General features: G+C 61.4%; 24 protein-coding genes and 1 tRNA gene. 10 read left to right on the top strand and 15 right to left on the bottom strand.

The genetic code is table 11. From position 1 onward, the window contains the following. Positions 1-151: 151 nt before the first annotated feature. The 8 genes from BW978_RS01075 to BW978_RS01040 all read right to left on the bottom strand — a co-directional run bounded on the left by BW978_RS01075 (position 152) and on the right by BW978_RS01040 (position 6694). The gene (locus BW978_RS01075) at positions 152-1564 is read right to left on the bottom strand and encodes a PepSY-associated TM helix domain-containing protein (protein WP_076391432.1); all 1413 of its coding nucleotides are present in this window, start codon (positions 1562-1564) and stop codon (positions 152-154) included. Between the two features lie 28 nt (positions 1565-1592). Continuing rightward, positions 1593-2273, bottom strand: a complete 681-nt coding sequence (locus tag BW978_RS01070) for a Crp/Fnr family transcriptional regulator (protein ID WP_175616831.1) — start codon at positions 2271-2273, stop codon at positions 1593-1595. A gap of 99 nt (positions 2274-2372) precedes the next feature. After that, the gene (locus BW978_RS01065; protein WP_076391428.1) at positions 2373-2765 is read right to left on the bottom strand and encodes a hypothetical protein; all 393 of its coding nucleotides are present in this window, start codon (positions 2763-2765) and stop codon (positions 2373-2375) included. Positions 2766-2903: 138 nt separating this feature from the next. Then, positions 2904-3890 carry a GlxA family transcriptional regulator gene (locus BW978_RS01060; RefSeq protein ID WP_054149465.1) on the bottom strand — a complete coding sequence of 329 codons (987 nt, stop codon included), beginning with the start codon at positions 3888-3890 and terminating at the stop codon, positions 2904-2906. A 171-nt stretch (positions 3891-4061) separates the two neighbouring features. Further along, positions 4062-5219, bottom strand: a complete 1158-nt coding sequence (locus BW978_RS01055) for an osmoprotectant NAGGN system M42 family peptidase (protein ID WP_076391426.1) — start codon at positions 5217-5219, stop codon at positions 4062-4064. 96 nt (positions 5220-5315) lie between these two features. Further along, positions 5316-5525: a hypervirulence associated TUDOR domain-containing protein gene (locus BW978_RS01050; protein WP_076391424.1), complete on the bottom strand. Its 210-nt coding sequence runs from the start codon at positions 5523-5525 to the stop codon at positions 5316-5318. A gap of 42 nt (positions 5526-5567) precedes the next feature. After that, a complete protein-coding gene (locus BW978_RS01045; RefSeq protein ID WP_076391422.1) occupies positions 5568-5870 on the bottom strand; it encodes a hypothetical protein in 303 nt (100 codons plus the stop codon). A gap of 125 nt (positions 5871-5995) precedes the next feature. After that, complete coding sequence (locus BW978_RS01040; RefSeq protein ID WP_076391420.1) at positions 5996-6694, bottom strand: FadR/GntR family transcriptional regulator; 699 nt, start codon at positions 6692-6694, stop codon at positions 5996-5998. A 154-nt stretch (positions 6695-6848) separates the two neighbouring features. Here BW978_RS01040 and BW978_RS01035 point away from each other — a divergent pair, with 154 nt between their 5' ends. The 5 genes from BW978_RS01035 to hydA all read left to right on the top strand — a co-directional run bounded on the left by BW978_RS01035 (position 6849) and on the right by hydA (position 11864). Continuing rightward, complete coding sequence (locus tag BW978_RS01035; RefSeq protein WP_076391418.1) at positions 6849-7643, top strand: ABC transporter substrate-binding protein; 795 nt, start codon at positions 6849-6851, stop codon at positions 7641-7643. A gap of 63 nt (positions 7644-7706) precedes the next feature. Then, positions 7707-8378, top strand: coding sequence for an amino acid ABC transporter permease (locus BW978_RS01030; protein WP_076391416.1), 672 nt, complete (start codon positions 7707-7709; stop codon positions 8376-8378). Beyond that, entirely contained in the window at positions 8378-9127 is a 750-nt protein-coding gene (locus BW978_RS01025; protein ID WP_076391414.1) for an amino acid ABC transporter ATP-binding protein, read from the top strand. The genes BW978_RS01030 and BW978_RS01025 overlap by 1 nt, the downstream gene beginning before the upstream one ends. A 30-nt stretch (positions 9128-9157) precedes the next feature. Next, positions 9158-10429, top strand: a complete 1272-nt coding sequence (locus BW978_RS01020; protein ID WP_076391412.1) for a cysteine desulfurase-like protein — start codon at positions 9158-9160, stop codon at positions 10427-10429. 25 nt (positions 10430-10454) lie between these two features. Then, positions 10455-11864 carry a dihydropyrimidinase gene (gene hydA / locus BW978_RS01015; RefSeq protein WP_076391410.1) on the top strand — a complete coding sequence of 470 codons (1410 nt, stop codon included), beginning with the start codon at positions 10455-10457 and terminating at the stop codon, positions 11862-11864. Positions 11865-11883: 19 nt separating this feature from the next. On the opposite strand, the gene BW978_RS01010 is transcribed toward hydA, so the two are convergent. The 4 genes from BW978_RS01010 to dctP form a co-directional block, all read right to left on the bottom strand. Next, positions 11884-12813, bottom strand: a complete 930-nt coding sequence (locus tag BW978_RS01010; protein ID WP_076391408.1) for a dihydrodipicolinate synthase family protein — start codon at positions 12811-12813, stop codon at positions 11884-11886. Positions 12814-12845: 32 nt separating this feature from the next. Further along, the gene (locus tag BW978_RS01005; RefSeq protein WP_076391406.1) at positions 12846-14141 is read right to left on the bottom strand and encodes a TRAP transporter large permease; all 1296 of its coding nucleotides are present in this window, start codon (positions 14139-14141) and stop codon (positions 12846-12848) included. Beyond that, positions 14138-14701, bottom strand: a complete 564-nt coding sequence (locus BW978_RS01000; RefSeq protein WP_076391404.1) for a TRAP transporter small permease — start codon at positions 14699-14701, stop codon at positions 14138-14140. The genes BW978_RS01005 and BW978_RS01000 overlap by 4 nt, the downstream gene beginning before the upstream one ends. A gap of 78 nt (positions 14702-14779) precedes the next feature. Continuing rightward, entirely contained in the window at positions 14780-15790 is a 1011-nt protein-coding gene (gene dctP / locus BW978_RS00995; RefSeq protein ID WP_076391402.1) for a TRAP transporter substrate-binding protein DctP, read from the bottom strand. 204 nt (positions 15791-15994) lie between these two features. Here dctP and BW978_RS00990 point away from each other — a divergent pair, with 204 nt between their 5' ends. Further along, entirely contained in the window at positions 15995-16672 is a 678-nt protein-coding gene (locus tag BW978_RS00990) for a GntR family transcriptional regulator (RefSeq protein ID WP_076391400.1), read from the top strand. Positions 16673-16707: 35 nt separating this feature from the next. Here the strand turns inward: BW978_RS00990 and BW978_RS00985 are convergent, their stop codons facing one another. Next, positions 16708-18597 (bottom strand): bifunctional sugar phosphate isomerase/epimerase/4-hydroxyphenylpyruvate dioxygenase family protein, encoded by a 1890-nt coding sequence (locus BW978_RS00985; protein WP_076391398.1) that lies wholly within the window; start codon positions 18595-18597, stop codon positions 16708-16710. A gap of 213 nt (positions 18598-18810) precedes the next feature. Then, positions 18811-19698, bottom strand: a complete 888-nt coding sequence (locus BW978_RS00980; RefSeq protein ID WP_076391396.1) for a shikimate dehydrogenase — start codon at positions 19696-19698, stop codon at positions 18811-18813. A 185-nt stretch (positions 19699-19883) separates the two neighbouring features. On the opposite strand from BW978_RS00980, the gene BW978_RS00975 reads away from it, so the two are divergent. Then, positions 19884-20531 carry a TetR/AcrR family transcriptional regulator gene (locus BW978_RS00975; RefSeq protein ID WP_076391394.1) on the top strand — a complete coding sequence of 216 codons (648 nt, stop codon included), beginning with the start codon at positions 19884-19886 and terminating at the stop codon, positions 20529-20531. A gap of 192 nt (positions 20532-20723) precedes the next feature. Next, entirely contained in the window at positions 20724-23129 is a 2406-nt protein-coding gene (ppsA, locus tag BW978_RS00970) for a phosphoenolpyruvate synthase (RefSeq protein ID WP_076391392.1), read from the top strand. Positions 23130-23170: 41 nt separating this feature from the next. Here the strand turns inward: ppsA and BW978_RS00965 are convergent. Then, positions 23171-23260 (bottom strand) — tRNA-Ser (locus BW978_RS00965). Between the two features lie 175 nt (positions 23261-23435). Between BW978_RS00965 and BW978_RS00960 the strand changes: the two genes are divergently transcribed. After that, a complete protein-coding gene (locus BW978_RS00960; protein ID WP_076393092.1) occupies positions 23436-23753 on the top strand; it encodes a hypothetical protein in 318 nt (105 codons plus the stop codon). A gap of 175 nt (positions 23754-23928) precedes the next feature. Then, complete coding sequence (msrA, locus tag BW978_RS00955; protein WP_076391390.1) at positions 23929-24588, top strand: peptide-methionine (S)-S-oxide reductase MsrA; 660 nt, start codon at positions 23929-23931, stop codon at positions 24586-24588. The last annotated feature ends 135 nt before the right edge of the window (positions 24589-24723 follow it).

Genomic DNA, 24723 nt, shown 5'->3' with positions numbered 1-24723 from the left:
AGACCAAACGAAAAGGTGCCGGCAAACCACTCCTGGGTTTACCGGACACACTGTTTTGCAAATGGTCGAGAGGTTCCATTGTTCCATTCTTTTTTCAGAACATGGCTTGAGGCGGGCTCGGCGCCCCGCTTTTGGGAGCGCCGATATTCAATCAGCTCAAGGCCTTTTTCAGCGGCCTGATGTGGCGAAAGACCAGGAGGTCAAGGAGGAGGACAGCCAAGAGGACCGCGCCTGAGAGCGGGAAGAGAAGTGCGGTTCCCAGCATGACCAGTGCTCCGGTCTTCCAGAGGGGGCCGGGCTCGCCAACGGTTGGGGCCATGAGACGACCGGCACCCTTGGGACGGCGCTTCCACCACATGACGAAGCCGCTGACCGAGAGGAAAATGATCGACAGACAGACGAGATTGACCAGCACCAGGTTCCAGAGGCCCATATCGCCCTCGTGGAAGGCGATACCGGCGGCCATGGCCTTGCCGGCTGCGCCGTAGTCGTCGAAGCCGACATCGGCGAGGATGCGGCCGGTATACTGGTCGATGTGAACGGTGCGATCCATCAGCGGATTGGCGCTGTCATTGCTCATGGTGTCGCGGGCGATTGTCCAGACGGCCGTCTCGTCACCCGGGAACGCCAGCTGGAAGCGCTGGTCGAAGCCAAGCGTGCGGGCGAGCGTGACGATGGCGTCCAATGAAACGGGCTGGCCTTCCGGGGTGCCAGTGATACCGGCATCGGAGCCGGAAGCGGGCATCGGAGTCTGCTCCAGTGTCCACGGGACTTCCTTGACGCCGCCATGGTTCATGCTGGCATGGGTCTTGTCCGACAGGGGCACATTGTCCCATTTTTCGGCCGGGAAGGTGCTCCAGGCCTGGGTGAACTTCTCGCCCCAGATCCCGGCCCAGGTCAGGCCCGACAGCAGGAAGACGACGAGGAAGAGCGAGGCATAGAAGCCGATCGTCAGATGCAGCGACTTCCAGAACTGACGCCCCCTGGCGGAAAGCTGCGGAACCAGCACCGAGCCGAAACCGCGGCCATCCCGCGGCCACCAGAGATAAAGGCCGGTGACGACGAGGACGATGCCGAAGCCGGCCGCAATCTCGATCAGACGGTCGCCGAGCGTGCCGATCAGCAGCGTGCCATGGATGTTGTCGGCGAGATCGTAGAGTCCGGTACGCCGATCCCAGTGGCCGAGGACTTCGGCACGGTAGGGATCGACTGCCACCATATAGGAGGCGTCACCCTGGTTGATACGAAAGAGGGCGGCCTGTTCGGGCGTGCGCGGGGCGATGTACTGGATGATCTGGCCGGGGATTTCGAGGGTTGCGGCTCCCGCCTGGTCCGAGACGGAGGAAACCACGGCTTGCGGCTCGACCGTATAGGTCTTCTCGCCATCGCGGCCGAACAGGGTTGCCGTCCACAACATCATCAGGCCAGTGACGGCGAGCATGATCATGAAGGGCGCGACATAGACGCCAGCATAGAAGTGCCAGCGCCAGGCGGTGATGTAAAAGCGGCGCGACAGATCCTTGTCTGTCGCCTGGGCGGGGGTGAGGTCGGAAACGATGGTCATCCTAATTCTCTGTTGGTTATGGGAAAATTCAATTGGCGAGCGCATAAGCGCCGGCAGCGACGCCTGCGAGCTGTTCCGGATCGAGCACGGTGACGAGATCGCCATGCTTGATCTCGATGAGCCCTGCCTTCTTCAGACGTGTGAGGCAGCGGCTTACGGTCTCGATGGTGAGGCCAAGCCAGTCGGCGAGATCGCCGCGTGTCGGGTAAAGATGGAAGGTGATGGACCTCCGCTTCCTGTCACGCGCGGCGCGGCCGAATTGCTCCGCAAGATCGATGAGGGCAGAGGCGACACGCTCCGGTGCGGTCTTGCGACCAAGCAGCATGACGAGGCTTTGCGACCGGGCCAGCATTTCGCTCAGCGCCAGATCACGCTCGCCCTGCGCCATGCTTTCAGACACGGCCTCCAGCCGGGTGAAACCCAGCGTCTCGGCGGAATAGCGGTTCTGATCACCAAAACCGAGGCCGATCAGGCGTCCGGGGCCGATGAGATCGATGATCTGGCGCCGACCATCGACCAATGTCTGGGCGGTGGCGACACAGCCATCGACGACGCGGTATTGCGGGGAGCGGGCCAGACCTTCGAGAAAGACGACGGTGCGCGGCGGCAGAAGCGGACCGGCGAGCGACATCGCCCGTTGTGGGGACAAGGTTGACGAGACAGGCGGGAACGCAGGCGGCGCCCCGCAATCGGCAAACATTTGCAGCATGACAGACATCCGATTTTGACCGGAGCTGCGCGATTGCTAGCTCACCGGCCTGACGACACGGACAGCCGGGCGCAGACATGCGCCGGCCATGGCTTTCGATCAGGCGGTGATAGGGGGCGCGCGGGGATGGCTGTCGGGCGGGAAAAGCTGGCGATAGTGAGCCTCTGCCGGCTGCGGCAAGGTCACTGCTGCCATGAGCGGCATGCGGATGCCGACCGAATCGGCCGGGGCAGGCAACAGGGCTGATGCCGCGATGCGGCAAGCTTCACAATCGGACGAGACGGCGTGGCCCTTGGCCTTGCCGTCCTCTGTCGGCAGGCAGAGCTCAGGCAGGCTGCCATCCGGCAAGGTAAGGGCTGCGATTTCCTGCGATGAAAGCTGCGGTGTGGATGGAACGGCAGGGCGATGCGCGAGGCCGAGCAGCACCATCGCGATGACGCAGATCATGCGTATCGCCCGGTCAAAACTCAACTCAAAGCCCCGTTCGGCCATTCTATCCCCCGACAGATGTCTGCTGGATAGCACTGGCCGAGCCGGCTCACAAGCGGGCGACCCGGGCCTTTGCGTCGCAGGCAACAGACCTAAACAAGGCGGCGCTAAAAGCAGCTGATGCGCGAGCGCCGATCGCGGTCAAACCGTCGGATGACTGCGCATCTGGCCCGGCGTCCTGCCATAGGTGCCCTTGAAGACCCGGGTGAAATGGGAGGTGTTCTGGAAGCCGACCTGAAGGGCGATATCGATCAGCGAAGCGTTGGTCTGGGTGACCAGCATCTTGGCGCGCTCCATGCGCAGCTTGGTGTAGATGCGGGCGGGCGAGACATCGATCTTCTGGGCGAAGAGGCGCTCGAGCTGGCGGCGCGAAAGGCCGACCGAGCGGGCGAGCTGATCGATGGTCAGTTCGTTTTCGAGGCTCTGCTCCATCAGGATCAGAACCGCTTTCACCCGGGGATCGTCGCATTCGATGGTGAGCGGGCGACGGACCTGGATGTCCCTGTTGGTTCGGGCCTTCTCGATCTGCAGGACTTCAAGCGCGTTTCGCTCGGCATCGTGGCCGAGATACTGGCGGACGATAAAGGCGGCGAGGTCGGCGGAGCTGCTGCCACCGGCACAGGAGCCGCGGCGGCGATCGAGATTGAACAGACGGTCGGAGCGGACCTCATGATCTGGAAAACGGTCGCGGAACTGCTGGTAGTGGAGCCAACTGACGCAGGTCTGGTGGTTCTTCATCAGACCCGCGTCCGCGAGGATGAAGGTTCCCGTGCAAAGGCCGATCAGCGGCACCTTCTGGGCATCGGCCCTTTTCAGAAAGGCGATAGTCTGATCGTCCACCGCGGCCTGGCGCCCGAGCAGGCCGCCGACCACAACGATGTAATCAAAGCGGCTCGGATCGACGAAGTCGCTGGTCGGTGCAACCTGCACACCGCAGCTCGAACTGATCAGGTGACGCGTGCTGCCGAGCACCTGCCAATCCGCGAGCACGCGGCCCGACCGATCATATTCGTCGCTGGCAAGTCGGATGGTATCAATGAAGAGCGCGAAGGCGGAGAGCGTGAAGGAACGCGACAGCACGAAGCCGATCTTCAGCCGCGGCCTTTTCGTTGCCTCGTCGCCCGACATTGTCTCACTCTCCGCAGGTTCGGCGCATCCGCCATTCCGAACGCTAGCAGGGGGAAACAACCGCCGCAATCGGATGTCAAGCCATGCGCGAAACTTCGCAACAATCGCGCCTCAAAAGCGGCTTCAACTGTGGCGATCCGCGACGTGGGCGGATGGTTCGACGTGCCAGAATTATGGTTCGTCGGGTTCGTTTGCTCGAAGCACCTGCTCGGCTGGCGCCACCTTCTGTCGGGTGAAGCCGCGCAGACCGGACACCTCTTCGGAATCGCGTTCGATCTGCACCTCGCTCGCGGCGTAATGGACCACCAGCTTGGCGACCGAGATCAGCGCATGGAGATGAATGCGCTCATAGCCGTGCGAGGCATCGACGCCGAAGGCGAGCAGTGCGGTGCGCACATCATGTCCGGCCTCGACCGCCGAGGCGGCATCGGAGCGATAGTAGCGGAAGACATCCTTCTGGACGCGGATGCCATGTTCGCCGCACAGTTCGAAGAGCTTCTTGGACAAATGATAGTCGAAGGGGCCAGTCTGGTCGGCCATGGCGAGCGTCACGCCGAATTCGTCGGAAGCCTGGCCGGGTGCTGTGGTGCCATTGTCGATGGCGACCAGGGAGGCGATCTCCGGCACGAGCGCGGCGGAGGCGCCGACACCAACTTCTTCGCCGATGGTGAACAGCCAATAGGTATCGACCGGTGTCTCGATGTCCTGCCGCTGCATTGCCTCGAGTGCTGCCAGCATGATGGCGACACCGGCCTTGTCGTCGAGATGACGCGAGACGATGAAGCCGTTTTCGAGAAACTCCGGCTGCGGATCGATCGCAACGATGTCACCGATATCGATGCCCAGTTGCACGATGTCCTTGCGGTCGCGCGCCAGAGCGTCGATGCGCATTTCGATATGCCGCCAGCCTGTCGGCTGTGTGTCGACCTCATCGTTGAAGGTATGCCCGGATGCCTTCAAGGGCAGGATGGAGCCGCGGTAAATGCCCTTGGTCGAAAAGATCGAGGCGCGGGCGCCTTCGGCGAAGCGGGCAGACCAATGACCGATGGAGACCAGTTCCAGACGTCCGTTGTCTTTCAGCGCCTTTACCTGGGCGCCTAGGGTGTCGAGGTGGGAGACGATGCCACGGGCAGGCCTGTCGGCGGCTCCCGGTCGACGGGCGCGGATCGCCCCTCTGCGGGTCAGCTTGACCTCAAGTCCAAGACGTTCCAGTTCGCGGGCGGTGTGCCGGACGGCCTCGTCGGTGAAGCCAGTCGGGCTCGGAATGGCGAGCAATGCCTTCAGCCGAGACCTGAGATAATCCGGGTCGATATCGATCGGTGTATGCATTCGAGCCTTGTCGCAGTCCTTGGCCAATGGGTCAACACCGGGGCGCGATTGCCGATTCGGAGGCCGGACCAAGAACGGACCCTCCACCGCCTTGCATCAAGCCTTGTGGAGGGCATCCGGCTTGTGCACAGCGCGCTTGCCGGTCTTTGCGCTTTCGACGATGTATTGCGGATCGGATTTGGACGCCTTGACCGGGTGATCCTTGATCTTCGTCGGGCTCGTCTGCTTCTTCACTACCTTGCCTTCGGTCTTGCCCTGGCTGGTCTTCCATTCGACCTTGTCGCCCTTGTGAAAAGTCTTGGTCATGTCGGTTCTCCCTGGTCCTGTTGGCTTCGGCCTGCGTCCATGTCAGGCGAGCTTGTCCTTCACCCAGTCGCGTCCGGCATCACCGCCCCACAGGAGCCAGGCGATGTAACCCGCAGACGGATTGTCATTGTGGCCGAAATTCTTGGCGCGCTTGTCGACCTTGTGGCGGGCGAAGTAGCTTTTCATACGCTTCAGCGTGTCTTCGCTGAGGTTGCGCCGGTTTTTCAGATCGCGTGCGCGGGCGACGCCGACTGCGGTTCCGCCGCGCTTGAACTTCTCGCGCAGTTCCAGACCACGGGAGGCCTCCTCTGCCATGGCCGTCGTCGGCTTGAAGCTGTCGGTCATGATGTCCTTCCTCGATCTCTGCAGCGCGGCACCAGTGCCATGCCCCCAATCTGAGCAAAGAACGGGATGACGATCCGGGAAGTTCCCACTGCATTGTCACTCTGCGAAAGGCGCAGGGGCGCTGCCTACGGCTCGAGCCCGGCGCAACGCGCGGTGTTGCGGATGTGGGTTTCCATCTCGAGCTTGGCGCGCGCGCCGTCGTTGGAGCGCAGGGCAAGGATGATCCTGCGGTGTTCGGCGATGGATTCCCGCATGCGTTCGGGATCGGTGATCGGGATCGGCTGGCGCTGCGTTTCCGTCACAAGATCGCGGACGGTCTGGTAGAGCGCCTTCAGCATGGCGTTCGAGCAGGCCGAGACGATCAGCCCGTGAAATTCGAGGTCAGCCTCGACATTGGCGAGCAGATCCTGGTTTGCCCAGCACTCTTCCATCGTCCGTGTCGCCTTCTCCATCTTGTCGAGTTGCAACTGGGTCAGTCGGCCCGCCGCCAAGCGGGCGATCTCGCCCTCCAGAAGGATGCGTGTCTGGAAGACGTCAAAGACGGAATAGCTGTCGGAATAGCGCCAGGGCGCCATGTGACCGGCGGCACCCGAACTGGTCACTGAAGGGCTTGCAACGAACGTGCCCCGCCCCGCCTCGGTCTTCAAAAGCCCCAGCGTTTCCAGTGTCAGCAGCGCTTCCCGCAGAGAGGCTCGGCTGATGCCGAACTTCTGGGAGAACTCCCGCTGGGAGGGGATCTTCTCGCCCGGCTTCAGCTGTCCGGACTGGATCATACCCTGGATTTCGCGTGCCACAGACTGCGGAACGAGCGTCTTGTTGAACATGCAGTCCCTTCCCCGGCGGCGTGCTTCAGCTCGCAATCTATTTTTTTCGCCATCCCCTTGCCAAGCACAAAGCAGCATGCTTGTTTGGCCTGACTGGTCTGACCAGTTAGACCAATGTAGATTGAGTCATGTTCAAAAAACAAGGGGAACTCTCATGACACGTTCAACCACATTTACAGCATCCATCTTCGCGGGCCTGCTTGCCGCATTTGGCACGTCCGCCCATGCCGCAGATCTGACCGTCGGCGCCAATATCGGCAACGTACCTTGGGAATTTGAAGACGCCAGCGGCAAGGTCACGGGCTTCGAGGTCGATCTCGTCAATGAGATCGCCAAACGCCTCGGCAAGACGGTCGAATTCGTCAACACCCCGTTCAACGGCCTCTTCCCGGCCGTGCAGTCGGGCCGCATCAACATGGCGATCTCGTCGATCACCATCACCGAGAAGCGTCTGGAATCGGTATCCTTCGCGCAGCCCTATTATGACAGCGACCAGTCGCTGACCGTGACTGCCGCCTCCGGCATCATGGGTCTCAAGGACATGGGCGAGAAGGTCGTCGGTGTCGATACCGGCTCGACCGGCGACATGTGGTCCGAGGCCAACAAGGGCGAATACAAACTCGGCGAAATCCGCCGCTTCGAAGGCCTGCAGCCCGCGATGCTCGATCTCGTTGCCGGTCGCATCGATGGCTATATCTCCGACATCCCGGCACTTCTCTACTACGCCAAGGACAAGCCGGAACTGAAGGTGGTCGAGCGCATCCCGACAGGCGAGAAATACTCGATCATGTTCAACAAGGACGATCCGCTCGCAACGGAAGTCAATGCCGTGATCACCACGCTCAAGCAGGAAGGCTTCATCGCCCAGCTGCACGAGACCTGGTTCGGTGCCAAGGCAGAAGACACGACCTCGACGGTCACCGTACTCGACATGCCTAAAGCCATGTAACGCTCAAAACGCGATCGGCGGGATGCTCTTGTCCCGCCGACTTGCCAAAGGAGCCGATGCGGCATGACACTCCTCAATACCTTCTTCAACCTCAACGTTTTGGCCGACAGTCTTCCTGCGCTGCTCTGGGGGCTGCTGGTCACGCTCCAGATCGGCGTGACGAGCATTCTCGTCGGCCTTGCCGGCGGCCTTTTCCTCGCAGTCGCACGCCTCTACGCACCGGCCTTCTTCAAGGTTCTGATCCGGATCTACATCGACATCTTCCGCTCGATCCCGCTTCTGGTGCTGCTGATCGTCGTCTACTACGCCTTGCCCTTCGTCGGCATTCGCCTCTCGCCTTTCCTGTCGGCGGTGACTGCCCTGTCTCTGGTGTCTGCTGCCTACACCGCCGAGATCTTCCGCGCCGGCATCGAGGCCATCCCGCATGGCCAGTTCGAAGCGTCGGCGGCCCTCGGTCTGTCCAACCGCCACACCATGGTCGACGTGATCCTGCCCCAGGCGATCCGCATCGTCATTCCGCCGCTCACCAACAACTGCATCAACGTCATGAAGGATACGGCACTCGCTTCCGTTGTCGCCATGCCCGACCTCTTGAAGCAGGCGACCCAGGCCCAGGCACTCGCTGCCAATCCCACACCCCTCATCGGCGCAGCGCTGATCTACATCGCGCTCCTTTGGCCTATGGTCGCAATCGTCTCGCGCCTTGAGAAACATTTCAGCCGGGGGAAACGCTGATGACCGGAACCACCGCGCCCCTTATCTCGATCCGTGGGCTGACCAAGGCCTATGGTACTTTCACCGTGTTGCACGATATCGACCTCGACATATCAGAAGGTGAAGTTGTCTGCGTCATCGGCCCCTCTGGCTCGGGCAAGTCGACGCTGATCCGCTGCATCAATCATCTCGAGGCCTTTGCGCCGGAAAGCCGGATCACCGTCGATGGCATTCGCGTCGAGCCTGGCCCGGCGCTTGCCAAGGTGCGCGCCGAAGTCGGCATGGTGTTCCAGTCCTTCAACCTCTTCCCGCACATGACCGTATTGAAGAACGTCATGCTCGCCCCGATGCGGGTGCGCGGCACATCCGTGGCGGAGGCAGAACGTAAGGCGCGCGAACTGCTTGCCCGGGTGGGCATTTCAGAACAGGCGGAGAAATTTCCGGGACAGCTCTCCGGCGGCCAGCAGCAGCGCGTTGCGATTGCTCGGGCGCTGGCCATGGAGCCGCGCGTCCTGCTCTTCGACGAGCCGACATCGGCGCTCGACCCGGAAATGGTGGGCGAAGTGCTTGATGTCATGCGCAAGCTGGCGGGCTCCGGCGTCACCATGATCGTCGTCACCCACGAAATGGGTTTCGCCCGCCAAGTCGCAGACCGGGTGATTTTCATGGATGGCGGGCGGCTGGTTGAAAGCGGAGCGCCGGCAGACATCTTCGACGCCCCACAGCATGAACGGACGCGCGGCTTCCTGCGCGCAGTCCTCAATCACTGAACAAGAAAAAACACTGGAGGACACCCCGCAATGCCAGCCCCTTCCGCCAAGCCGCTCGATCTCGACTATGTGCGCAGCCAGTTCCCGGGCCTCGCCCGCGGCTGGACCTTCTTCGACAATGCGGGCGGCTCGCAGATCCTGAAGGGCGCGGTCGAGCGCATCAACACCTTCCTCTATGAGAAGAACGTGCAGATCGGCGGCTCCTACGAGGTCTCGCAGGCTGCAGCCGCAGCGCTCTATGAGGCGCGCACGGCGGCCATGCATCTGGTCAATGCCGGCCGGCCGGAAGAGATCGTCTTCGGCAATTCCACGACAGCGCTGTTGCAGAACCTCGCACGCGCCATGCATAGTCAGTTGTCGGCGGGTGACGAGATCATCATCACCGTCTCAGACCACGAATCCAATATCGGCCCCTGGGACCGGCTGCAGGAGCGCGGCGTGGTGCTAAAGATCTGGCCGCTGAACAAGGACACGCTGACGCTCGACCTCGCCGATCTCGCACCGTTGATGAGCGAACGCACGAAGCTCGTCTGTGTCACGCATTGCTCGAACATCCTCGGCTCGATCAACCCGATCCGCGAGATCGCCGATTTCGTGCATGCCCGCGGCGCCAAGATCTGCGTCGATGCCGTCGCCTATGCACCGCATCGCGCGGTCGACGTTCAGGCCTTCGACGTCGACTACTATGTCTTCAGTCTCTACAAGACCTATGGTCCGCATTATGCGCTGATGTATGGCAAATACGACCTTCTTCTCGAGCTCGACACGCTCTACCACTATTTCTACGGCCGAGACAAAGTGCCGGGCAAGCTGGAGCCGGGCAACCCCAATTACGAGCTCGCCTATTCCACCTGCGGTATCGTCGATTACCTCGCGAGCCTTGGCGAACAGGCCGGCGAAACCGGCAGCGTGCGCCAGAAGATAGAGGCCGCCTATGAGGCGATCACGGCGCAGGAAGATGCGTTGACCGACCGTCTGCTTACCTATCTGCGCTCCCGCAATGACTGCATGATCGTTGGCCACTCTGCCAATCACGAGAGCCGCCGGGTGCCGACCATCGCCTTCCGTCTCGACGGTCGCGATGCCGGCGAGATGTGCAGGGCGATGGATGCGGAGAAGATCGCGATGCGCTTCGGCGATTTTCACTCGCGCCGGCTCGCCGAATATCTCGGCCTGACGGACCACGGCGGCATGCTGCGCGTCTCGATGGTGCACTACAATACGCTTGAGGAAGTGGACCGCTTTACAGCAGCGCTCGACCGGATTCTGGCCGGACAGGCTGGTTTTGCGAAGGCGAGCTGAACCGCAACTGAGAAGGACGAGCCCCATGCATTTCGACACAGTGATCCGCAACGGAACGGTGGTGACCGCAAGCGATACTTTCGTCAGCGATGTCGGCATCAGGTGCGGGCGGATCGTGGCGCTGGCAACCGATCTGGCGGATGCCGACGAGGTGATCGATGCAACGGGGCTCTTCGTGCTTCCCGGCGGGATCGACAGCCATGTGCATCTCGACCAGCCGTCCGGTGAGGGCATCGTCATGGCCGACGAATTCGACAGCGGCACGCGATCGGCTGCGATCGGCGGCAACAGCAGCGTGCTCGCATTCTGCATGCAGGAAAAGGGTCAGTCACTGCGCGAGGCGCTCAAGATCTATCACGGCAAGGCCGAGGGGAAATGTCATATCGACGTGTCCTTCCACCTCGTCGTGACTGATCCGACGGCGGAAGTTCTCGGCCAGGAACTGCCGGCGCTTGTCGAGGATGGCTACACCTCGCTCAAGGTCTTCATGACCTATGAGGGCTTGAGGCTGCGGGACGACGAGATTCTGGCCACGCTCGATACGGCAAGGCGCACCGGTGCGCTGGTCATGGTCCATTGCGAGAACGAGGATGCGATCCGCTACCTGATCGGCCGGCACGAGGAAGAGGGCAAGTTCGCCCCGAAATACCATGCCACCACCCGACCGGTGGCGGCCGAGCGCGAAGCGACCCACCGGGCCCTTTCGCTCGCCGAAATCGTCGATGTGCCGATCGTCATCGTCCATGTCTCGAACCGCGAGGCGATGGAGGAAATCCGCCGCGCCCGCCAGCGCGGACAGAAGATCGCTGGCGAGACCTGCCCGCAATATCTGATGCTGACGGCTGACGACCTCGACCTCGAAGGTCTGGACGGCGCAAAATTCGTCTGCTCGCCGCCGCCGCGTGACAAGCCGAGCCAGGATGCCTGCTGGGAAGGTCTCGAACAGGGCGTCTTCGACCTCTTCTCGTCCGATCACTGCCCGTTTCGTTTCGATGATCCGGAGGGCAAGCTGAACGAGAAGGGCAAGCGGCATTTCCGCTGGATCCCGAACGGCATACCGGGGGTGGCCACGCGCCTTCCCATTCTGTTTTCCGAAGGGGTGATGAAGGGGCGGATCGATATCAACCGCTTCGTTGCGGTGACGTCGACCAACCACGCCAAGCTCTACGGCATGTATCCGCAGAAGGGCACGATCGCGATCGGCTCAGATGCCGACATTGCGCTGTGGGACCCGACAAGACAGCTCACCCTGACCAATGAGATGCTGCAGCACGGGGCAGATTACACACCCTATGAAGGGCTTGCGGTGACGGGGTGGCCGGTGCGCCTGCTGGTCCGCGGCAAGACCGTGATGGATCAGGGATCCATCGTTCGCGCAGCAGAGGGACGTTACCTCAGCCGCAAACGATCGGCCTTGAGCACCGCACCGGCCTAAGTTGGGCGAAAGCCTTGGCTCAGGCTCTCGCGATTTTCGAGCGGAAGCGGTCTGCACCCGTCACGATGTGATCCAGAACGGTTTCCACGGCCCAGTGGCGTTCCGTGATGTCATGCGGCACGGCGCGGCTGTGAACATTGGCGAATGTGCCGATGCGGCGATGGAAATGCTTGGCGAGCTTCGGATAGCCGTAACTCTCCGACATGGCCGAGAGGACGAGGAAGGTGTCGAGTTCGGCGGCAAGTTCCGGATGGGATTTGCCGTGATCATAGAGCCAGCGATAGAGATCCGGGTGGAAGTTGTTCATGACACCGGAAAAGCCGTGGCCGCCGGCCTCAAGGAAAGGCCAGGCGATCGCTGCATTGGCATTGTTGATCGCAAGCGGCGTGTTCTCGACGAGGGCCAACCGGCGGCGGATGTGGTCGAGGTCGCAGGAAACATCCTTCAGGAAGGCGAAGCGACCGCTCTCGGCGCACCAGCGGACCTCGTCATCGATCAGCAATCTGCGATAGGGTGCGGGGCATTCGTAGAGCCCGAGCTTCATGTCTGCCGGGATCGCGCCGAGCAGGTCCTGCATCCGCGAGCGGAAGACGGTGGCATCTTCGTCGGCAGCCGCGAGGCGGTTGGTCACGAGGACCACGGCGTCAACACCCGTTTCGGCCATGGCCCGAAGCTCTGCCTTCTGGTCGTCCATGCTCTCAGAGATATGTCCGGAAGCGACGACCGGGACGCGGCCCTTGACTTGCCGGACCGTGAAGGAGGCGAGCGCAGTGCGCTCTTCCAGCGTCAGAAACAGCATTTCCGAGGACTGGCACACGGCAAACAGGCCGTGGGAGCCATTGTCGATGTACCATTCGATCAGCTTGGCATAGCCGTCCCAGTCGATTGCGTTATTGTCGTCAAAGGGCGTGATCATCACCGGGACGATCCCGTGGAAGTTATGCGTCATGGAAGCGGTCCTCGAAACAGGGGCATTTGCGATCAGCCGGCATAACCGAGGGCACGCGGCAGCATCAGGGTGATATCGGGAATGAGGATCAGCAGCAGCAGGGCAACCAGAAGGGCCGCCAGGAAGAGCCAGATCTCTCGGATGATTTCAGCGAGCGGTATGCGCGTCACGGCATTGATGACGAAGAGAAGGATGCCGTAGGGCGGGGTGATCAGACCGATCATGCAGTTGACCACGGCCACCACGCCGAAATGCACGAGGTCGATGCCAAGCGCCCGGCATGTCGGAATGAACAGGGGAATGATGACCAGGATGATCGTCGAGGCATCGAGGAAACAGCCGAGCACGAGCAACAGCAGGTTGACGGCGAGCAGGAAGACCAGCGGATGCACATCGAGGTCGACGAGGGCATTGGCGACGACGGTCGGAATGTTCTCCGAGGCGACGATGTAGTTCAGGATCAGCGCACCGCCAATGATCAGGCCGACGGCCGCGGACGAACGGGCACTGGTGACCAGGATCTCGTAGAAATGCTTGAAGCTGAGCGACCTGTAGAAGATCGTCGCCAGGATCAGCGCATAGAAGGCCGCCACGGCTGCTGCCTCGGTCGGCGTCGTGACGCCGCCATAGATGCCGTAGAGCAGGATCGCAGGCATCATCAATGCAGGGCCGGCATTGATCGTCAGGGCCGGGAATTCGCGCAGCGGCACGGGCTCATGCTTGGCAAAGCCGCGTCTGTGCGAAATCCAGGCATTCATGGCCATCAGTAGGGCACCCATCAGCAGGCCGGGGACGATTCCGCCAAGGAAGAGGAAGCCGATGGAGGTGTTGGACACGAGGGCATAGAGCACCATCGGGATCGATGGCGGGATGATCGGGCCGATGGTGGCGGATGCGGCCGTGATCGCGGCGGCATAGCCGCGCGTGTAGTGGCCAGACTTCACCATCATGTCGATGATCATCTTGCCGATGCCGGCCGCATCGGCAATCGCTGAGCCGGACATGCCGGAAAAGACCAGGGACGAGAGGATATTGACATGGCCAAGGCCGCCGCGGAAGCGGCCGACCAGGGCGACACAGAACTGCAGCAGCCGATCGGAGACCGAGCCGGCATTCATGATGTTGGCCGCGATGATGAACAGCGGCACGGCGAGCAGAATGAAGCTCTGGTAAAGGCCATCCAGCAGGATCTTGCCGCTGATGCCGATGCTCTGACCGCTGGCGGCAAGATAGGCAAATGAGGCAACAAGGATCGCATAGGCGATGGGTGTACCCATCACGGCGAGGCCAAGCAGAATGACGATGCAGAGGAGGAAGGCGATGCTCATGCCTGGCCTCCCGTCTGTCCGGTGTCACCAGTGCCGCTGAGGCTCTCGCGCAGTGCCTGCCAGACTTGCCAGATATAGCGGCCGGCGACGGCGACGAGGAAGACGATATAGATCATGTAGACATCTCGCATGCGGATCCAGTCGCCGAAGAGATCGCCGAGGGTGGCTGTCTTTTTCAGGCGGAGAATGGCGAGGCGATCCCAGGTGGGCGCCACCGACAAGAGAAGGGCGATGGCGACGGCAAGGCCGGTGACAACGGTGAAGATCTGCCTGATACGCGGGGATACGGAGACATAGAGCACGTCGAAAGTGACGTGATCCTCGACCCTGACAACGAAGCTGTTGCCCCAGAAGATCAGCCAGACCCAGATGGCGAGACAGAATTCCAGCGTCCAGCCAAAGTTGGTCGGCTGGAGAAAGGGCATGTTCTCGGCGACCCAAGGGAGGCGCGCCGTGTAGCGAACGAGGACCTGCAGAATGAAGGTCGCAAACATGGCGGCCATCAGCGCGGCAGCCACGGCTTCGGCCGAAGTCCGAAACAGTTTGATCAGAGAAGACACACCATCACCTTCGACAGGACATCATGTTCGACGATGGGCCGGAGATCACTCCCCGGCCCGGTTCAGATCAGGTCGCGCTCAGTCAGCGATGGCGTTGATCTTCTCAAGTGCACCTTCCGGCCAGGCCTTGGCGAAGTCGGAGCCGACATACTGTGCCTGAACGTGGGTGCGGAAGGCATTTAGGTCGGGCTCATAGACTTCGAGACCCTGCTCCTTGAGGAAGGCGACGAGTTCGTCTTCCTTCTTCAGCTGGCCTTCGCGACCCGACTGTGCCGCGTCTTCGGCAGCCTTCTGGACCGCGGCCTGCTGCTCGGGCGTCAGCTTGTCCCAGACGGCCTTGGAGAAGGCGATGTAGTTGAGGTCGACGAGGTGGGCGGTCAGGCTCACCTGCTTGGTAACTTCGTAGAACTTCGCGTCGACAACCGTCGGCAGCGGATTGTCCTGACCATCGACCGAGCCGGTCTGGAGGCCGGTGTAGATCTCAGTGAAGGCCACCGGCGTCGGGTTTGCGCCAAGGGCGCGGCCGAGGAACTGCCAGGCGTCGCTGCCGGGCATGCGCAGGTTGACGCCAGCGAGATCTGCCGGGGTCATGATGTTCTTTTCCGATCGCGGGAAGCGCAGGTTCACGTGACGCTTGCCGAGATACATGACGGCGAGGAGCTTCACACCGAGTTCGCTTTCGACCTTCTCCTTGAGCGGATCCATCAGCGGGTCGCTGAAGACGTTAACCTGATGCTGGGCGCTGCGATGAACATAACCTGTGGCGAAGATCGAGAATTCCGGCAGGAAGTTTGCGAGTTCCTGCGCCGAGGTGATCGACATTTCCAGATCGCCGGCTGCAATGGCCTCGAGCTCCGAGCCCTGCGGCACGAGGGAGGCGTTGTAGTGCGGCTGATAGGTGGCGAATTCGCCGATCGCCGGGCCGAAGACGGTTGCGAGCGCCACGGATCGCTGATCGGTCTCGGAGGCCGGCGTGGACATGCGGATCACCGGCTTGTCCTGGGCGATTGCGAGCGAACCGCTCGCTGCGAGTGCCGTGAAGGTGATGGCGGATGCCATCAGGAAGCGGCGGGTCAGTGTGAGTTTCATTGTGTAGTCTCCTCCCGTTTGACTATGGAACTTCTGGTTGTTTTCCGCCCCAGCACGCTTCCGGTCCTCCAAACCTGTGAAAACGCGCTGATGGCAGAGATCCTGCCTTACTGATATCGAACTAACATGTTAGTGTGCTGTTATCAATCCCGAACGCGACAGTGTGAACCCATGAGAGACAAACCGAGCGCCCGGCAGGCAGTTATGTCGACGACAGGCGAAAGCTCCCTCAGGCAGCTCGCCTATAGTCGAATTGAAGAACTTCTGAATTGGGGCCGGCTGAAGCCCGGCCAGGTCATCTCCCAGCGCGCGCTGGTCGAGACGACGGAACTGACACTCAGCGCCATCCGCGAAGCCATTCCGCGGCTCGAGGCCGAAGGCCTTTTGCAGACGCTGCCGCAACGCGGGCTGATGGTGCCCAGCCTCGATGTGACCTTCGTGCGGGAAGCGTATCAGATGCGCCGCATCATCGAACTCAGCGCCATCCCGGACATGATCCAGCGCCTCGACCGTGCCGTGATCGCCAACTGGCTCGACTGGCACATCCAGGCGCGCGAGCGGCTCGGCGGCGACGACATCACCGACCTTCCCGCCTTCCTGCGCGACTTGCAGGTCTATGACTGGCAGATGCATGCCGACATGGTCGACGCCATGGAGAACAGCCTGATCGCCAATGTCTACCGTGTCACGGCGATCAAGATCCGGATGACGGCGCAAACCAGAGTGCGCGTGACCCGGGACAATGCCAAACGGGTGATCTCCGAGCATCTGGCCTTCCTCAACCCGCTGATGGAGGGATCTGCCGAGCAGGCTGCCGCGGCTCTGTCGCGTCACATCGACCAGTCGCTGACGATCGCGCTCGGTGGCACGGTGGCGAACTGAACGGCTGCGGCCGGCTGCGTGGATAATCCGGGCGCTCATTTCGGCATTCCCTTCGGACGCAGATGGCGCTTGAGGGCGGCGATGCGGAAGATCGCGTTCGGCGCTCCGTAGCCACGATAGCCCCGACGCTCGACGATCTCGAAGAAGAAGCCCTCGCCATAGGTTGGGGAGTAAAGCTGGAAATACTCCCCCGCCTCATCCTGATCATAGAGGATATTCGCCGATTTCATCCGCTCGACGAGATCGGGGTCGAGACCGAAGCGGGCCTCGATGTCGTCGTAGTAATTCGGCGAGATCACGAGGGATCGGAAACCTTTCGCGGCAAGCCCCTCGGCGGTGGCGAAGATGTCGTCCGTCTCGAAGGCAATGTGCTGGATGCCCGAGCCGAAGGTTTCGGCGATGAAGCGGCCGGCCAGCGTGTTGCGGTTTTCAGCGCCGTTCAGGGTGATTCGTAGACGCCCGTCCGGGGTCTCGACCACCTGGCTTCTGACGAGGCCGGCCGGATCGATGATGTCGACCATCGGCGTCTTCCGGGCATCGAGCTGTGATGTGTAGAAGAGCAGCCAGGTGAGCATTTCCTCGTAGCGCGTTGTCTGGGCGATGTGGTCGACCCGGGTCAGGCCGATGTCGACGCTGCTCTCCGGCGTTTCATCGATAGGCGTGAACTCGACGTCGAATATCCGCGCGAGTTCACTCTTTTGGTCGAGGAAGTAGACGAGCCCTCCGCCAACGCCGCGGATCGCCGGGACCTGCAGCTCGCCCGGACCGACGGACTGGCGGAAATCCTCGGCACCGAGCTGAAGCGCGCGTCTATGGGCCTCTGCCGCGTCATCGACCATAAGCCCGAAGGCATAGGCATTGGCCCCATGGACGAGATAGGAGGCGTTGGCGAAACCCTTCTCTTCCCTGTTGATGACGATATTGATGTCGCCCTGGCGATAGAGGGTCACGGCCTTGGAACGATGCCAGGCAGTGGGCACGAAGCCGAGCAGCGTGAAAAGGGCTTCAAGCTCGCGCTCCTCGTCCTCGCCGGCGGCGAATTCGATAAAGGCGATGCCGGATACCTTGGCGCGGTCGGGCATGGCCGGCACCGGTATGCTGATCTTCGGTTCGGCCCGGGCCACCTGATCCATGAGGTTGACCAGCGAGCGACGCCCGTCCCGCGAGATTGCGTCAGGTGAGCCGCCACGAAACTGGTCGTTGAAGATTTCGAGCGACAGATAGCCGTTGTAACCGGTGGCTGCGACGGCCTGCATGAAGGCGGTGACGGCCAAATCGCCCTCGCCCGGCATGTTGCGGAAATGGCGCGACCAATAGAGGAGATCCATTTCGATCAGCGGCGCGTCCGCGAGCTGGACGATGAAGATGCGATCGCCGGGGATCGACCGGATCGAGTTCAGCTCGATCTTGCGAGACAAGGTGTGGAAGCTGTCGAGGATCAGGCCGATGCTGGGGTGGTCGGCGCGGCGCACGATCTCCCAGGCGTCGCGGTGGTCGTTGATATGCCGCCCCCAGGCGAGCGCCTCGTAGCCCACACGCAAGCCACGGCGGGCGGCACGCTCGCCGAGCGCATGGAAATCCTCGGCGGCGCGATCGATGCCGCCCAGCGCGACGGGGGAGGCGTTCGAGCAGATTAGCATCAGATCCGTGCCGAGCTCGGCCATCAGATCGAATTTGCGCTCGGCACGGTCGAAATTGCGGGATCGAAAGGGTTCAGGCATGCCTTCGAAGTCGCGAAACGGCTGGAAAAGCGACACGGCAAGACCATGATCACGAACCATCTGTCCGACCTCGGCCGGCGAACGATCAAAGGCGAGAAAGTCGTTCTCGAAGATCTCGACGGCATCGAAGCCGGCGCGCGCGATGGCGGCGAGCTTTTCCTCGAACTCACCGCTGATGGAGACGGTCGCAATCGAGGTCTTCATGCGAACCTCCCCTTATGGACGAGAGCGGTCAGCAGAGCGGATCGTATGCAAGGAATTGGCGTACGGGAGAGCGACACGTGGCGCACAACCTGGGAGTTCAGGATGTCGATGATGCCGGACATGTCTTCCTCCTCCCTGCCCTTTCGGGCCACCAGTTTCAATCCGGACAGGCGGCCAGCGCCTGATGGCCACACTCCAAATGCACTCTCCGCCTCAAGCCGTCTGAGGCTGGCGTGTGACACCACCCTCAGTCAGCGCTTCAAAATGGCGGAGCATGCGACCGACTTCGGGCTCAAGGCCCGTGAACAACGAGAACGCGCCGACGGCCTGGAAGACCGCCATCCCGCCTCCGTTCGCCACGCGACAACCGCGCTGACGGGCGGCCTGCAGCAGCGCCGTCTCCAAGGGGAAATAGACCACCTCGGCAACCCAGAGGCCCGGGTGCAACAGTTCTGCGGGCACGGGCATGCCGGGATGCTTATCCATTCCGATCGGCGTGGCATGAACGAGCCCGGTGGCGGCGCCTATGACAGCCTGCAGATCGGAAGCGACGCTGACCGAGGCTTCGGGGAAATGCCGCGCCATGAGGGACGCCAGTTCCGATGCCTTGTCCGGATCGATGTCGAAGATCGCGAGTGACCGCGCGCCCATTTCGAGCACGGCATAGGCCGTCGCCGCGCCGGCACCGCCAGCACCGATCTGAACCACAGACGACAAGTCCGCGTCAGGCAGTTGGCGGGAAAGCCCTTGCGCGAATCCCCACCAGTCGGTGTTGTGACCGATGCGCTTTCCGTCGCGCAAGATCACCGTATTGACGGCGCCGAGCTTGCGCGCGTCCTCGGAGATGTCGGTCAGCAAGGGCAGGATTCTTTGCTTGCAGGGATAGGTGATGTTGAGGCCGCAGAAGCCCCGTTCCTCGGCCTCAGCGACAAGCGCGTCAAGGTCATCGGGGCCGAGCTTGCGCTCATTGAGGTCGATGAGGTCGTAGCGATAGTCGACGCCCTGGGCCTCGCCTTCGCGCATGTGCATGGCAGGGGTCAGCGAGCGCTGAATGCCGAACCCGATCAGTCCGGCGCTCAAGATATCGCGCTTTTGCGTCATAACTGCCTCCCAATGTCGAAGCCCGGATCTCGTCCACGCTTCCGGCCTCCCAACCTGACCTCAACAATAATGTACTAACTAGTTAGTGTCAATCGTGGCCAGCTTGAAGCGTGGGACCGAGACCATTATGAACGGAAAGCGCGGTGCGTCGGCAATGGCCGCAATCGCGATCGGGGATAGAGATTATGGCGAAAACGGCGAGGGAAACGCGCAGGAACGACCCTGAGCGGACGCGGGAAGACATCTTGGATGTCGCAACGGAGGAGTTCGCCGAGTTCGGACTGTCGGGCGCACGGGTCGATCAAATCGCCGAGAAGACGCGCACCTCCAAGCGGATGATCTATTACTACTACGGCAGCAAGGAGGGGCTGTATCTCGCGGTGCTGGAAAAGGCCTATCGCAAGATCCGATCGCTCGAAGCGGATCTACAGCTGTCGGAACTGGAGCCCGACGAAGCTCTGCGCCGGCTGATCAGCACGACCTTCGACCATGACGAACACAATCCCGATTTCGTGCGGCTCGTCAGCATCGAAAACATTCATCACGCGATGCACATGAAGCGATCGAGTGAAATCGCTGATCTCAACATCTCCGTCATTCGCACGCTGCAGGACATCATCGACCGTGGCCTGAAGAGCGGCCTGTTCCAGCGAAGGGTCGACGCGATCGATCTGCACATGCTGATCAGCGCCTTCTGCTTCTTTCGTGTCTCGAACCGCTACACCTTCGGCACGATCTTCAAGCGTGACCTTTCCGAACCTGAAATCTACGACCGTCATAAGTCGATGATCGCCGACGCCGTGCTCGGATATCTGCGCAGCACCGACCCTTAAGTGTCCAGCATTGAGCCGCAGGCTTCTACAGATCGGACAGCCAAGCGCTGACCGCCTTGCGAAATGGCACGGCCAAAACCGGGATGTGGCCGAGCCGAACTCTCCTTGATGTGCATCAACCGCAGGTCGGCGCTTTGCCGATAGTCTTCCCTTGGGTTCGCTTAAAGCAACCCGTCCTTGGAGGAGGTAGGCATGCATCATGTAACCGCTCATGTAGTCTGGTTTGATGACCTCAAACGCTCGGATGTCGCCAAGGTCGGCGGCAAGAATTCCTCACTTGGGGAAATGATCCAGGAGCTGGGTCTCAAGGGCGTCGATGTTCCACCGGGCTTTGCGACCACCTCTGATGCCTACTGGCATTTTGTCGACGAAAACCAGATCCGTGAATTGATCGGCAAATCGATCGCCGACTGGACAGCCGGCAAGGCAAGCCTTTCCGAGACGGGGGCAGCCATCCGCCAGCTGTTCCTCAGGGCAGACTGGCCGGCCACCACGGCCGCCGCCATCGTCGAGGCCTATCGCGGCATGGCAGACAGAGCCGGTCAACCTGGTGTCAGTGTCGCCGTCCGCTCCAGCGCCACGGCCGAAGACCTTCCGGATGCAAGCTTTGCCGGACAGCAGGAGACATTTCTCAACATCGTCGGGGAGACGGAACTCCTGCAGGCCTGCAAGCGCTGCTTTGCCTCGCTGTTTACCGACCGAGCGATCTTCTATCGTCAGACGAAAGGCTTCGACCACATGAAGGTCGCGCTGTCTGTCGGGATCCAGCAAATGGTGCGTTCCGACATTGGCGGGTCCGGCGTCATGTTCTCGATCGACACGGAAACGGGTTTCGACAAGGTCGTCCTGATCGATGCCGCCTGGGGGCTCGGCGAAAATGTTGTCCAGGGTGCCGTCGACCCGGACGAATATCAGGTCTTCAAGCCGCTCCTCAACGATCCGGCGCTCAGCCCGATCATTTCAAAGAAGTGCGGCGGCAAGACCATCAAGATGATCTATGGCTCTGCCGAGCAGCCGACGCGCAACGTGCCGACATCGAAAGCGGAGCGCGCCGCCTTCGTGCTTTCCGACGCCGAGATCCTGACACTTTCGCGCTGGGCCACGACCATCGAACGCCATTACGGCTGCGCGATGGATATGGAATGGGCCCGGGACGGGCATTCCGGGCGCCTCTACATCGTCCAGGCCCGACCGGAAACGGTCCAGTCGAACCGCGAAGCCGCAGTGTTCAGCTCGTATCAGATCAAGAGCAAGGGCAAGACACTGCTCACGGGCCTGTCGATTGGCGACGCCGTCGTCTCCGGCCAGGTCTGCCTGATCGAGAATGCCCACGATATCGGGCAATTCGTCGACGGATCGATCCTGGTCACGTCCACGACCGACCCTGACTGGGTTCCGATCATGAAGCGGGCGGCTGCCATCGTGACCGACCATGGCGGCCGCACCTCGCATGCTGCCATTGTCAGCCGGGAACTGGGTCTGCCGGCCATTGTCGGGACAGGGACAGCAACCCAGGTCCTGCATTCTGGCCAGGAAATCACCGTGTCCTGCGCCGAGGGAGACGAGGCGTCAATCTATGAGGGCCGCGCCGACTACGAGGTCCAGACGCTCGACATGGAGGATATTCCGGCGACAAAGACCAAGGTGATGCTGAACCTCGCCAATCCGGGTGCCGCATTCCGCTGGTGGCGACTGCCGGCGGACGGCGTTGGCCTGGCGCGCATGGAATTCGTCATTAGCAATGCCATTCGTATCCATCCCATGGCACTGGTGAATTTCGACAGTCTAACCGATCAGAGTGCCAAAGCCGAAATCGCCGAACTGGCAGCGGGCTATGCCGACAAGTCCGCCTACTTCGTCGACAAGCTCGCCGAAGGACTGGCGAGGATCGCAGCAGCCTTCTACCCGAAGCCTGTCATCGTGCGGATGAGCGATTTCAAGACCAATGAATATGCGGGGCTTCTTGGCGGCGCCGCGTTCGAGCCGACCGAGGAAAACCCGATGATCGGTTTTCGCGGCGCCTCGCGATACTATTCGCCGCGATACCGGGACGGATTTGCTCTCGAATGCAGGGCAATTCGAAAGCTGCGCAACGAACTCGGCTTCAAGAATGTCGTGGTGATGATCCCTTTCTGCCGGTCCGTTGCGGAGGCTGAAAAGGTACTTGGCGTGATGGCCGAAAACGGACTGAAGCGCGGGGAGAGCGACCTGCAGGTCTTCGTCATGTGCGAGATCCCCTCGAACGTCATCCTTGCCAAGCAGTTCGCCCAGTATTTCGATGGGTTCTCCATCGGATCAAACGACCTGACCCAGCTGACACTCGGGGTCGACCGCGATTCCGGCGAGCTGGCCGATCTTTTCGACGAGCAGGACGACGCGGTCAAATGGATGATCCGCAGCGTGATCAGCGAAGCCAAGGCTGCAGGGGCCAAGATCGGCATTTGCGGCCAGGCACCGAGCGACCATCCGGAATTTGCCAAGTTCCTCGTCGAGTGCGGCATCGACAGCATCTCGGTCACGCCGGATAGTTTCATCGCGGTCAAGCAAAATGTTTCGGAAGCCGAGAGTGCAAGGGGAGCCGCCAGCACGGTCCGCTAGGGGTGAATGATATCAAGTAGCAGAATGGAGATTGGGAAGAATGGCGGACAGGGTGGGATTCGAACCCACGGTACGCTTTCACGCACACACGCGTTCCAGGCGTGCGCCTTAAACCACTCGGCCACCTGTCCAGGGGGATCGCGGGGAAAAACCACCGCGGTTGGTCGGGCGCGATATATACCGAGGAATTTCGGCGGATCAACCGAAATCTATCAGAATTTTGACATCGGCCGACAATTCCCTATCTATAGGCCCAGTGCGGCAGGCCCTGAAGGCCGCGCCGGGCTTCAGCCGGAGACATTGGTGGTGCGGTTCCTGTTCAGGGTCTTGAGTTTGCTTGCGCTTTGCGTCGGCGTTGTGTTCTGCGTGATCGATGCCATTGCCTCGGTGTCCGCATCGCAGGTCATCATGACCCCGATTTCGGAAGCCTGGATCGAGACCCATCCGGGCTCTCTCATGACACTCGAAGAGCTTGTCGTCGGGCGGCTCGGTGATGGTGCCTGGCTCGCGCTTCGCGATGTTGTTCTGCCGCAGCCGGCATTTGCCGCCATGCTGGTGCTGTCGCTCGCCTTCTGGATGATCGGCTACAAGAAACCGTCGCTGGCCGGACGGTTTGCAGCGTGAACCGGGCCTTCGGCGCGCCAAGGGCTTGATAGTGCCCGGCAGATTGTAAGTTTTGGTGGGTGCTGACGACCAATGATCGAAGACCGAAGCCGGTTGGTACGGCGGGCGGTGATCTGCCGGAGAGGCAGAAGAAAATGCAAAAACAGGCCGAGAAAAGGCCTCAGGAGGTTTCAAGATGTTCCTGATCGACATGTTCAACAAGAAAACCGTGATGCCGACGGCAGAAAACGCCCTGCCCGGCCGGCCAGAGCCGATCCCGACGGCCGCCACGCATTTCGTTTCCGGCCTGCCGCTCAAGGGACCGGCACCCGAGGGCATGAAGACCATCTATCTTGGCATGGGGTGCTTCTGGGGCGCCGAGCGTCTGCTCTGGCAGACGCCGGGGGTGTATCTCACCGTTTCCGGCTACCAGGGCGGCATCACGCCCAATCCGACCTATCAGGAAACCGTCACGGGCCTGACCGGCCACACCGAAGTGGTGAAGGTGGTGTACGACCCTGCGAAAATCTCGCTCGAAGGGCTGCTGAAGATCTTCTTTGAGGCGCATGATCCGACACAGGGGATGCGCCAAGGCAATGATATCGGCACCACCTATCGCTCCGCGATTTATGTCGATGATGACGAAGACATGGCGCTCGCCATCGCCGTTCGCGATCGCTTCCAGGAGGCGCTGGTGAAGGCTGGACGCAACGGCCGGGTGACGACGGAAATTGCCCATGCCGGACCGTTCTACTATGCCGAGGAGTATCACCAGCAATATTTGGCGAAGAATCCGAATGGTTACTGCGGCCTGCGCGGGACGGGCGTCTCCTGCCCGATATCGCCCGCAGCCTGAGGGCAAATGCTCAAACCGGCAGCATAAATCCTATTGATCTGACTGATTTTTCAGCTGCCTGCGCTGAAAAATCAGCAGGCTTGTGAATCTTTACCAGATGAAAAAAATCTGGTGAATTTTCAGGCGAGCCATGCA

This window comes from Rhizobium sp. RU33A (genome assembly GCF_900156055.1).
Taxonomy (GTDB): Bacteria; Pseudomonadota; Alphaproteobacteria; order Rhizobiales; family Rhizobiaceae; genus Allorhizobium.
This window is presented reverse-complemented; position numbering and strand designations above follow the sequence as displayed.

Coding starts and splice junctions, on each gene's coding strand:
- BW978_RS01075 (WP_076391432.1), bottom strand. CDS start 1,564: ATGACCATCGTTTCCGACCTCACCCCCGCCCAGGCGACAGACAAGGAT.
- BW978_RS01070 (WP_175616831.1), bottom strand. CDS start 2,273: ATGCTGCAAATGTTTGCCGATTGCGGGGCGCCGCCTGCGTTCCCGCCT.
- BW978_RS01065 (WP_076391428.1), bottom strand. CDS start 2,765: ATGGCCGAACGGGGCTTTGAGTTGAGTTTTGACCGGGCGATACGCATG.
- BW978_RS01060 (WP_054149465.1), bottom strand. CDS start 3,890: ATGTCGGGCGACGAGGCAACGAAAAGGCCGCGGCTGAAGATCGGCTTC.
- BW978_RS01055 (WP_076391426.1), bottom strand. CDS start 5,219: ATGCATACACCGATCGATATCGACCCGGATTATCTCAGGTCTCGGCTG.
- BW978_RS01050 (WP_076391424.1), bottom strand. CDS start 5,525: ATGACCAAGACTTTTCACAAGGGCGACAAGGTCGAATGGAAGACCAGC.
- BW978_RS01045 (WP_076391422.1), bottom strand. CDS start 5,870: ATGACCGACAGCTTCAAGCCGACGACGGCCATGGCAGAGGAGGCCTCC.
- BW978_RS01040 (WP_076391420.1), bottom strand. CDS start 6,694: ATGTTCAACAAGACGCTCGTTCCGCAGTCTGTGGCACGCGAAATCCAG.
- BW978_RS01035 (WP_076391418.1), top strand. CDS start 6,849: ATGACACGTTCAACCACATTTACAGCATCCATCTTCGCGGGCCTGCTT.
- BW978_RS01030 (WP_076391416.1), top strand. CDS start 7,707: ATGACACTCCTCAATACCTTCTTCAACCTCAACGTTTTGGCCGACAGT.
- BW978_RS01025 (WP_076391414.1), top strand. CDS start 8,378: ATGACCGGAACCACCGCGCCCCTTATCTCGATCCGTGGGCTGACCAAG.
- BW978_RS01020 (WP_076391412.1), top strand. CDS start 9,158: ATGCCAGCCCCTTCCGCCAAGCCGCTCGATCTCGACTATGTGCGCAGC.
- hydA (WP_076391410.1), top strand. CDS start 10,455: ATGCATTTCGACACAGTGATCCGCAACGGAACGGTGGTGACCGCAAGC.
- BW978_RS01010 (WP_076391408.1), bottom strand. CDS start 12,813: ATGACGCATAACTTCCACGGGATCGTCCCGGTGATGATCACGCCCTTT.
- BW978_RS01005 (WP_076391406.1), bottom strand. CDS start 14,141: ATGAGCATCGCCTTCCTCCTCTGCATCGTCATTCTGCTTGGCCTCGCC.
- dctP (WP_076391402.1), bottom strand. CDS start 15,790: ATGAAACTCACACTGACCCGCCGCTTCCTGATGGCATCCGCCATCACC.
- BW978_RS00990 (WP_076391400.1), top strand. CDS start 15,995: ATGTCGACGACAGGCGAAAGCTCCCTCAGGCAGCTCGCCTATAGTCGA.
- BW978_RS00985 (WP_076391398.1), bottom strand. CDS start 18,597: ATGAAGACCTCGATTGCGACCGTCTCCATCAGCGGTGAGTTCGAGGAA.
- BW978_RS00980 (WP_076391396.1), bottom strand. CDS start 19,698: ATGACGCAAAAGCGCGATATCTTGAGCGCCGGACTGATCGGGTTCGGC.
- BW978_RS00975 (WP_076391394.1), top strand. CDS start 19,884: ATGGCGAAAACGGCGAGGGAAACGCGCAGGAACGACCCTGAGCGGACG.
- ppsA (WP_076391392.1), top strand. CDS start 20,724: ATGCATCATGTAACCGCTCATGTAGTCTGGTTTGATGACCTCAAACGC.
- msrA (WP_076391390.1), top strand. CDS start 23,929: ATGTTCCTGATCGACATGTTCAACAAGAAAACCGTGATGCCGACGGCA.